At 35.5% G+C, this 3,630-nt stretch carries 5 protein-coding genes; all 5 read right to left on the bottom strand.

Going from position 1 to position 3,630, the window contains the following annotated elements:
- Nucleotides 1-380, bottom strand: a 380-nt coding sequence (locus U9R23_04045) for a hypothetical protein (GenBank protein ID MEA3475600.1), incomplete at its 3' end; no start/stop codon positions are given.
- A 38-nt stretch (nt 381-418) separates the two neighbouring features.
- Entirely contained in the window at nt 419-1,084 is a 666-nt protein-coding gene (locus tag U9R23_04040; protein ID MEA3475599.1) for a nucleotidyl transferase AbiEii/AbiGii toxin family protein, read from the bottom strand.
- A complete protein-coding gene (locus U9R23_04035; GenBank protein MEA3475598.1) occupies nt 1,077-1,361 on the bottom strand; it encodes a hypothetical protein in 285 nt (94 codons plus the stop codon). The genes U9R23_04040 and U9R23_04035 overlap by 8 nt, the downstream gene beginning before the upstream one ends.
- Nucleotides 1,362-1,376: 15 nt before the next feature.
- Nucleotides 1,377-2,636, bottom strand: a complete 1,260-nt coding sequence (hutI, locus tag U9R23_04030; GenBank protein MEA3475597.1) for an imidazolonepropionase — start codon at nt 2,634-2,636, stop codon at nt 1,377-1,379.
- Between the two features lie 197 nt (nt 2,637-2,833).
- Nucleotides 2,834-3,319 carry a 2-C-methyl-D-erythritol 2,4-cyclodiphosphate synthase gene (ispF, locus tag U9R23_04025; protein MEA3475596.1) on the bottom strand — a complete coding sequence of 162 codons (486 nt, stop codon included), beginning with the start codon at nt 3,317-3,319 and terminating at the stop codon, nt 2,834-2,836.
- Between the last annotated feature and the right edge of the window lie 311 nt (nt 3,320-3,630).

Genomic DNA, 3,630 nt, shown 5'->3' with positions numbered 1-3,630 from the left:
ACCGGGACAAAGATAATATCACCATCTGAAATATAAGGGTTGTTTCCCTCGTCTCCATAAGTATTAAACTTCTCTAAGTCTACTTTTGTGGTCTTATCCACTCGTTTTAGAATAATATTTCTTGTAGAGGAATTACTCAATATTTCTTCAATATCAACAAAAAGAGTATCTCTTATGTAATTTGCTTTAAGCAAAACCTCAGAAACTCTGCTCGTTGGAAGTAAGTGATATACTCCGGGATTCACAACCGCACCAACTACAGAAACGCTATAGTAAACCTCTTCTTTTTGAGGCATAGTTTGTGCAGTCAAAATACCATTTGGTATAATTAAACACAATAGGAAAATTAAGACTGCATATTTTTTGTAGTGTTTAGTCATCTCTCTACCTCAGTAATTATTTTATTTCACGCAAAATTTTACTCCGTTATTTCAATTAATTTATCTACAATCTTTTTTATATCTTGAATCAAAATGCCAAAGTCAGGTATTTTTATCCATTTAATTGTAGAGAAATCATGGTTCTCTGCTAAATATAAAATCCGAGCCACATCAAGAGAAAATATTCCAGCAGCTTTACTACCAGCATTTTTTAGTGCTTCAGATAATGATAGACCCATTTTAGTACAGAATGCCCAAACATCAACAACATCCTTTGGCTCGTTTCTATCAACAATTGCTGTTACTCTATTAGCCAATATATTTTCGGGACTATCAATTCTACCAAGAATTGGATGATTTCTTATAAGGCCGATATGAGACGGCACATCATTTACAAATTCTATCTTCAATTCAATCCCTCTTTCCACAATTAGACATCTGGCAAAGCGGTTTTCTCTCAAAGAAATATCTAAGTGCCATTCTTTATTTTTTGCCACTGCATCAAGAATCCTATCAACCCAAAGTTTAAACTCTGGTTTATCATTCACAAAGAAATCAAGGTCATCAGAAAACCGATGATGTAAGTAAACTCTTGATGCAACTGTTCTACCGGTTAGATAAAATTTTTGATCTATTTTTTGTATAACCGAAAGAAAATTATCCTGCAAAGGATACAGTTTGTTGAAATAAAAATTTCTATCCATTGAACTTCTCTGGATGTAGCTCTGTTAGCCATTTTAGTAAAAAGTCATATCCTCGTCGTCGGCTATTAGACCTAATTCTGTTTCTTATAAGTGGCCATCTCTTTACAAATTCAGAAAAGCCTAAGAATTTTATAACATCTTGATAACGAGCATATTCTAACAATCTTTGTGTTGCCCAAAGATAGTCTAAATTACCAATATTCCTTTTATGATTCAAAATATCAATAAATGTTCTTTCATCTATGTCATAATCCCATATCCAGTAAATACTTTTCATTAAGCTTCCTCTGATTTATCCTTGAGAGTTGTTAAATACAACCCTCCCCTTTTTAATAACCATATCCACACAATTACTCCCAAGATGGTAAGGAAGATATTTATATGAAGGCATATCCAAAATCAAAATATCTGCTTGCTTTCCGACTTCTATTGAACCAATTGTGTCCCCTAATTCTAAGGAATAAGCAGCATTAATCGTAGATGCAACAATGGCTTCAGAAGGCAGTAAACCCATTTCTATGCAAGCTAAACTAATTACAGTCTGCATAGAGTCGCAATGAGATGAACCGGGATTAAAATCGGTGGCAAGAGCAATTGGCAATCCAGAGTCAATCATTTTTCTGGCTGGAGCATATTTTTTCAATCCCAAACTGAAAGTCGTGGCCGGAAGCAAAATTGGAATTACATCCACTTCTTTCATCTTTTGAATTCCATTATCTGAAATTGCAACGAGATGATCTGCGGAAATTGCTCCCAGTTCTGCTGCGAGCTCCGCTCCACCTATCGGTTCCAGTTCGTCCGCATGCATACGAATCTTAAAGCCCAATTTCTTCGCTTCTGAAAGAATTCTTCTGGATTGCTCAACATTAAAAACATGTTTCTCACAAAAAATATCACAATATTCCGCAAGATTTCGCTTTTTAACTTCCGGTAGCATTTCATCAATTAAAATTCTTATGTATTCTTCTGGATTGTTTTTATATTCTTCTGGAAATTCGTGAGCACCTAAAAATGTAGGAATAATGTCCATTTCTGAAATTCTGTTTATCTCTGAAATCGTTTCCAGCATTTTTATTTCTGACGCTGTGGAAAGTCCATATCCACTTTTTGCTTCTATAGTGGTTGTTCCCATTTCAAGCATCTTATTAATTCTCTTCAGACCGAGTTCTACCAGTTCTGCTTTTGAAGCTTTTCTGACATCATTCACACTTGAGCGAATGCCACCACCGGATTGGGAAATTTCTTTATATGATTTTCCTTTAATTCTCATTTCAAACTCATTTTCTCTGGTCTTTACAAAAATTGGATGCGTATGTGGGTCAACAAAACCAGGCATTACTATTTTATCTGTTGCATCAATGACATTTTCGGAAATAAAATTTTCTGTAATTTCTTTTGTAGTGCCAACCCCCTCAATTTCTCCCTCCAAAATAGCAATTGCACCGTTTTGAATAATTCCAAGATTCTGCATTTCGGTTCTGATTTTAGAACTGCCAGATTTTACTGTCAGCAGTTGATTTGCATTTTTGATTATTAAATCTGCTTTTTGCACTTAACTCCGTTTCTTGCTTTTTCGGAGTGCTTGCCTTCGCGTAGCCCATCTTCCATCCCGATATAATCTGGACTGTGGACAGGCTACGGCGAAGCGAGGCGAAAATGAGTTGCGATAAAATCGCAAGGAACTTTCCGCCTTGCCTTGATATTCTGCTGAAAGTTCGTCTCCCGATAAATTCCCGATATATCGGGATTTCAGCACTCCGTTTTAAATTCATCAATTAAAGCCACGGCATAAACTTTTATCCCTTCACCTTTTCCTACAAATCCTAATCCTTCTTCTCTTGTAGCTTTTATAGAGATTTGGTCTTCTTTAATGTCAAGTTTCTCAGCAATGTTGTATTTCATTTCTGGAATATAAATCTGTAACTTAGGTTTTTCAAGAACAATTGTTGAATCAATGTTAATTATATGAAATTTTTTGTTAGCCAAAATCTTACCTGTTTCTTCTAATAAAATCAGACTGGAAATATCTCTGTATTTTTTATCAGTATCTGGAAAATAAGAGCCGATATCACCAAGCGATGCTGCGCCTAAAAGAGCATCGATAATGGCATGTATTAGCGCATCGCCATCGGAATGACCAGAAAGCCCCTTTTCAAATGGGATTTCTACTCCACCTAAAATGAGCTTTCTTCCTTTAACTAAAGGATGCACATCATAACCAAAACCTATTTTCATTTTTTCCTTATTTAACTTGGTTTCCTTTGCTGAAAGTTCGTCCTATGTAATCCAATTACACGGGATTCGTTTCAGCCTTGCTTTGCTCCCGATGTATCGGGACGAAGGCAAGCACTCCATAATGTAATTTCTCTAATCCACAGTAATTGATTTTGACACATTTTTTGGTACATCTGGATGAACACCATGTCTGGGCACATGGAGTTTATTAAGATATTTCATCTTTTTTATACTCATTCTCAAAGCTAAAAGTTGTAATACAACAATGCTTGAGAAAACTGTTAGAAGTGTATCGCCGGTTTTTGGAAGTT

This window comes from Candidatus Cloacimonadota bacterium, assembly GCA_034722995.1.
Classification (GTDB): Bacteria; Cloacimonadota; Cloacimonadia; order JGIOTU-2; family JGIOTU-2; genus JAGMCF01.
The sequence above is the reverse complement of the archived record's forward strand: the minus strand, read 5'-3'. Positions and strand labels throughout refer to the sequence as shown.